6 protein-coding genes are annotated in these 5808 nt (G+C 50.1%); 4 read left to right on the forward strand and 2 right to left on the reverse strand.

Annotated elements, in window-relative coordinates:
* Together VIN66_RS05345 and VIN66_RS05350 are read right to left on the reverse strand one after the other, a co-directional pair.
* The coding region (locus tag VIN66_RS05345; RefSeq protein WP_331923001.1) for a sigma 54-interacting transcriptional regulator at positions 1-691 on the reverse strand (691 nt) is incomplete at its 3' end.
* A gap of 110 nt (positions 692-801) precedes the next feature.
* On the reverse strand, positions 802-1599 hold the full coding sequence (locus VIN66_RS05350) for a flagellin (protein ID WP_331923002.1): 798 nt from the start codon (positions 1597-1599) through the stop codon (positions 802-804).
* A 201-nt stretch (positions 1600-1800) separates the two neighbouring features.
* Here VIN66_RS05350 and pseB point away from each other — a divergent pair, with 201 nt between their 5' ends.
* Genes pseB through pseG form a run of 4 tightly spaced genes read left to right on the forward strand, consistent with a single transcriptional unit; the run spans position 1801 to position 5675 of the window.
* A complete protein-coding gene (gene pseB / locus VIN66_RS05355) occupies positions 1801-2802 on the forward strand; it encodes a UDP-N-acetylglucosamine 4,6-dehydratase (inverting) (protein WP_331923003.1) in 1002 nt (333 codons plus the stop codon).
* Complete coding sequence (gene pseC / locus VIN66_RS05360; protein ID WP_331923004.1) at positions 2799-3947, forward strand: UDP-4-amino-4,6-dideoxy-N-acetyl-beta-L-altrosamine transaminase; 1149 nt, start codon at positions 2799-2801, stop codon at positions 3945-3947. Before pseB ends, pseC begins: the two co-directional genes overlap by 4 nt.
* Entirely contained in the window at positions 3944-4642 is a 699-nt protein-coding gene (gene pseF, locus VIN66_RS05365; protein ID WP_331923005.1) for a pseudaminic acid cytidylyltransferase, read from the forward strand. Before pseC ends, pseF begins: the two co-directional genes overlap by 4 nt.
* 1 nt (position 4643) lies before the next feature.
* Complete coding sequence (gene pseG / locus VIN66_RS05370) at positions 4644-5675, forward strand: UDP-2,4-diacetamido-2,4,6-trideoxy-beta-L-altropyranose hydrolase (protein ID WP_331923007.1); 1032 nt, start codon at positions 4644-4646, stop codon at positions 5673-5675.
* Positions 5676-5808: the final 133 nt, after the last annotated feature.

Raw genomic sequence — 5808 nt, forward strand, 5'->3', positions numbered from 1 at the left:
CATCTAAAAACAGCGTGCCGCCCTGGGCCAATTCAAACCGGCCTTTGCGGGTTGAGATTGCACCGGTAAAAGCGCCCTTTTCATGGCCAAACAGCTCGCTTTCTAAAAGCTCAGCCGGAATAGCGCCGCAATTAATCGGCACAAAAGGCCCGCCTGAGCGGTTAGATAACAAATGAATATTACGGGCGGCAACTTCTTTACCCGTGCCGGAGGGCCCAAGCACCAGTACGTTGGCGTCGGTTTTGGCTACTTGCTGGATAAGAAAGCGAACCTGCTGCATCGCATCTGAATTACCCACCATACCATCAAATTTTACCGCAGCTTCATACTGCCGCTGCACGGGTAGTAAACGGTGGTACTGCTGGCAATCACGCAACAGTTGTGTCAGCGACGCATAAGCAAAAGGCTCCGTCAGCAATCCCACTGCATTTGCATGTTCTAAAAACGGCTGCAGTGTTTCACCTAACAACAAAAATGCCGTAGCAGGATATTGCTGCAGCAGCGCTGCATGCCTCTGGCTATCTAATGCGCCAAGCAACACCACCGCCGGTTCATCAGTGCTTAAACGCTGCTGTAGTTCCTGCAATGTCAGCTGTTGATGTGGCTCATGAATAAAGCCCAGCACCGTGCTTAAACGGCTGCTGCGCTGGCTTTGTTCATCAACGATGTACAGTGAAGGCGTATTTGACATGCTATTGCTTTTATTATGCTTTTAACTGCATTGTACTTTGCATATGGCAGCTTGCAAGAGAAGACGCTATTTTTTTGACACCTGTGTCAAAAAAATAGCGTCAAAGACATTTAACTCAGCAGATTTAACGCTTGTTGCGGTTGTACTCTGGACTGCGCCGCTACGCTAACCGATGTATTAGCAAGAATATCTGCAGCTACTTTATCACTGGTTGCACGGGCAAAGTCCAGATCTTCAATCCGGCTGCGAGCTTCTGATTCAGCGATCTGCTGACCGTTTAAATTACTGGCGGCACTGGCAAACCGGTTTGCTTCGGCCCCAGCCTGAGCTTGTAAACCACCGATGTAATCTCGCGCCTGAGCAATATTGTCCAGCGACTGCGCAGCGCTTTGCGCGCTGGATAAATCGATATTAAAGGCATTGCGGCTCTGCAGTCCGGCTGCTACATCTGTGGTGGTCAGGTTGACACTTCCTGACCCGGTACCAAACGCCACACTGGCATCTTCACCAAACAGCTTCTTGCCAGCAAATTCAGAGCTATCAATGATCTGCTGTGCATTGGCGACATAAGCATCTGCTTCAGCCTGCAACGCCTGCCGTTCTTCCGCACCATAAATGCCATTACCGGCGGCAACAGACAAGCGGCTAAGCTCAGCAAAATTATCATTTACACCCTGCAACGCCTGCTCATAGACGCGGGATAACGAAATACCGTCGTACACATTACGCTCACCCTGTGCTTTGGCATTAATACTGCTGCTAAGCTGATTGGCAATTTGTAACCCCGCAGCATCATCTGCGGCACTGTTAATGCGTTTTGCTGTTGCCAACTTTTTAAACAGGTTTTCCTGCTGCAACTGCGCCTGATTCAGGGTGTTGCTACTACCGGGAGCATTAAGTTTCATCATGACACCACTTCGCCGTTAAAACTGGTTATAGTTTAGCCAAAGCGACACTAAAGCGCTATTAATTAATAGCTGACATAAATTTTAATAGCACAGTAGCGCCAAAACTGTTTAAGTTGAATATGTTAGAAGCGGCGGCATACTTTATGCTAAAGTCAGCTCAGACAGCAATTAGCAACATTATGTGGTTCCTGAGGGCAGCTTATGTTTAACGGCAAAACCATTCTGATTACCGGCGGTACCGGCTCGTTTGGCCATAAGTACACGGAAACTCTGTTAGCACGCTATAAACCGAAAAAAATTATTATCTACTCCCGCGATGAGCTGAAGCAGTATGAAATGCAGCAAAAATTTCATCAGGGCTGCATGCGCTATTTTATCGGCGATGTACGTGATGAGCATCGTTTGATCCGCGCTATGCACGGTGTCGATTATGTAATTCATGCGGCAGCACTGAAGCAGGTGCCAGCCGCCGAGTACAACCCCATGGAATGTATTCGCACCAATATTAATGGTGCGGAGAATGTCATAAACGCCGCAATAGATTGTAATGTTGAAAAAGTGATTGCGTTGTCGACCGATAAAGCTGCAAATCCGGTAAATCTTTATGGCGCCACGAAACTGGCATCTGACAAATTGTTTATTGCTGCGAATAATATGGTAGGCAGCAGCCGGCCGCGCTTTTCGGTGGTGCGTTACGGCAATGTGGTGGGCTCACGGGGCTCAGTAGTGCCATTCTTTCAGCAATTAATCGACAGCGGCAGTGACCATATACCTATTACTCACGCCGATATGACCCGATTTTGGATTAGCCTGCAGCAAGGAGTCGATTTTGTGCTGAAAAACTTTGAGAGGATGCTCGGCGGAGAAATCTTTGTGCCGAAAATTCCGTCTATCCGCATAGTTGATTTAGCCACCGCCATGGCGCCACATTTACCGCAAAAAATTGTTGGTATTCGCCCCGGCGAAAAACTACACGAGATGATGTGTCCCGGGGATATGTCGTATCATACTTACGAGTTTGATGACCATTTTGTTATCGCGCCAGCCATTAAGTTTTTTAACCGCAGCAATGATTTTTCGACCAATGCATTGAGCGAACGCGGCAAGCTGGTTGCTCCCGGCTTTGAATATGTGTCTGATACCAATCCGGATTTTTTAACCGTGGCACAAATGCAACAGTTTAACCGGGAAGCCATGCTGTGATCCCCTACGGCCGCCAACATATTACCCAAGCCGATATTGATGCAGTTAACGAAGTACTGCAGAGCGACTTTTTAACTCAGGGCCCGGCCGTGCCAGCCTTTGAGCAACGATTAACTGAGCTTACTAACGCTAGGTATGCTGTGGCGGTAAACAGCGCCACTTCGGCATTACATATTGCTTGCCTGGCGCTGGGTATTGGCCCTGGCAGCCGGGTCTGGACCTCACCTATCAGCTTTGTTGCTTCGGCTAACTGTGCCCGCTATTGTGGTGCCGATATCGACTTTGTCGATGTGGAGCCCGACAGCGGCAATATGGCAGTGGATAAACTCAGGCAAAAACTGGAGGCGGCGCGCAGCAGTGACAGCTTGCCACAGCTGGTAATACCGGTGCATTTAGCCGGCAGTAGCTGCGATATGCAGCAAATTCATTATCTGGCGAAAGAATTTGGTTTTGCCGTTATTGAAGATGCCTCACATGCGGTGGGCGCCAGTTATCAGGACGAACCGGTTGGCAGTTGCCGTTACAGCGATATCACCGTTTTTAGCTTTCACCCGGTAAAAATTATTACCACCGCCGAAGGCGGTATGGCACTGACTAATAACAGCGAACTGGCCGATAAAATGCGCTTATTGCGCAGCCACGGCATCAGCAGGGATGAGAGCCAGATGACCGAGCCCAGCCACGGTGCCTGGTATTATCAGCAGTTAGTGCTGGGCTTTAACTACCGCATGACCGACATACAGGCCGCGCTGGGGCTAAGCCAAAGCCGGCGCTTGCTGCCTATTATTCAAAAACGTCAGCTGCTGGCCGCTAACTATCACCGCTTGCTGGCTGACTTACCGCTTAGTTTGCCACAACTGGATGATATTAATATCAGCGCCTGGCATTTGTTTGTTATCCGGCTTGATGACAAAAGTAAACGCCAGGCTGTATTTAACGGCTTGCGCGATGCTGGTATTGGCGTGAATGTGCATTATATTCCTATTCATACCCAGCCGTATTACCAGCAGCTGGGCTTTGACTGGGGCGACTTGCCGGTAGCAGAAGATTTTTATGAGCGCATTATCAGCCTGCCGATGTTTCCGGAGTTAACCGGCGAGCAGCAACAATATGTTGCCGACACCCTGGCAGAGCTGCTGCAATGAATATCGCCATTATCCCAGCCCGTGGCGGTAGTAAACGCATCCCGCGCAAAAATATTAAAGATTTTTGCGGCCAGCCTATGCTGGCCTATCCAATTAAAGCCGCATTGCAAAGCGGTGTTATCGACAAGGTGGTGGTGTCGACCGATGATGACGAGATTGCCGCCGTAGCCCGCCACTATGGTGCTGAAGTGCCTTTTCTGCGCCGAGCGGAACTGGCCGATGACTACAGCGGCACCAGCGCGGTAGTTCGCGATGCCATTATACAGCTTCAAGCGCTTGGTTGGCCGCTGGATTACTGCGCCTGTATATACGCAACTACGCCATTATTAACGGCCAGCATTATCCGTGACTGCCTGCAGCAGCTTACACAAAACGACGCAGATTACGTGTTTACCAGCGCCCGCTTTTCCTTTCCCATTCAGCGCGCCCTGGTGATGACAGACAGCGGCGGTGTAGCGCCGTTTGATCCGGCCAGCATAGGTAAACGCTCACAGGATTTAACGCCAGCTTATCATGATGCCGGTCAACTGTATTGGGCTAAAGCCAACAGCTGGCTGGATAAACGTAAAACCATTTTTGGCGCCAACTCACGCATGCTGGTGCTGCCAGATCATCTGGTACAGGATATTGACACACCAGAAGACTGGCTGAGGGCTGAACTGCTGTACAACATGCTGCAACAGGAAAATGCCTGATATGAGGGTGCTGCTACGTGCCGATGCCTCGGTGTCTATGGGTAGCGGTCATATTATGCGTTGTCTTACTCTGGCCAAAGCCCTGCAGCAACGGGGTGCAGTGTGTGATTTTATCTGCCGGCCTCATGAAGGCCATTTAATCGACTGGCTCAGAGAACAAAACGTTACTGTGATAATGCTGCCTGATTCGATCAACAACGAAGTTGATGACGCCCGCCAGTGCCTGACACATCTCACCTCGTCCTATCAGTTGTTAGTGCTGGATCATTATCAGTTGGGGCAAGCCTATTGCCAACTGATGCGTGCACACTGCGATAAAATATTGGTAATAGACGATTTGGCTAACCGACAGCATGACTGCGACGTCTTACTGGATCAAAACCTGCTGCCTAACGCCCAGAATCGCTATCAGCAGTCAGTGCCGACGCACTGCGTACAACTACTAGGCCCGCGCTATGCACTGCTTCGCGATGAATTTTACCAAAGCCAAAGCAATAGCCAGCCAAAGCATATCCTGGTCAGCTTTGGTGGCAGCGATGAGCATAATTTAACCACACTGGCAATTAACGCTATTGAACAGCTAAAGCCAGAGCAGGTAACGGCCGATATAGTGATAGGCGCAAATAACCCGTGGCGCGCTATGCTACAACAGCAAGTGGCGCACCTGCCTAACGTGCAATTACATGTGCAATGTAATTATATGGCCAGCCTGATGTACCGGGCCAGACTCATGCTTGGTGCGGGCGGTGCCACACATTGGGAGAGGTGTATTTGTGGTCTGCCGGGCTTAGTAGTGACCGTTGCCGAAAATCAGCAGGCGACAACGGCATATCTGGACGAGCTTGGCGCCTGTGTCTGGTTGGGTCAGGCTGCTGAAATGTCGGCAGAGTTCTTTGCAGAGCAACTATGCTATTACCTGTCCCAGCCAGCACTGCTGGGCCAGATTACCCAGCGGGCGAAAAACCTGGTACCGGCTAATGCCGGCACACCTTTAGTGGTAGCGCAAATATTTAACCTGATGGCGAAAAGATAATGTCAGAGATAAAAATAGCTAACCGTTTGGTTGGGCCAACTCAGCCCCCTTTTATCATTGCCGAAATGTCTGGTAATCACGGTCAATCACTGGAAAAAGCGATGGCGCTGGTCGATGCCGCCGCAGCAGCAGG

Origin of the sequence: Rheinheimera sp. (genome assembly GCF_036568245.1) — a bacterium.
Classification (GTDB): domain Bacteria; phylum Pseudomonadota; class Gammaproteobacteria; order Enterobacterales; family Alteromonadaceae; genus Alishewanella.

Excerpts from the sequence above, each read along its gene's own strand:
- pseG (WP_331923007.1), top strand. The coding sequence starts at position 4,644 with ATGAGGGTGCTGCTACGTGCCGATGCCTCGGTGTCTATGGGTAGCGGT.
- pseB (WP_331923003.1), top strand. The coding sequence starts at position 1,801 with ATGTTTAACGGCAAAACCATTCTGATTACCGGCGGTACCGGCTCGTTT.
- pseF (WP_331923005.1), top strand. The coding sequence starts at position 3,944 with ATGAATATCGCCATTATCCCAGCCCGTGGCGGTAGTAAACGCATCCCG.
- VIN66_RS05350 (WP_331923002.1), bottom strand. The coding sequence starts at position 1,599 with ATGATGAAACTTAATGCTCCCGGTAGTAGCAACACCCTGAATCAGGCG.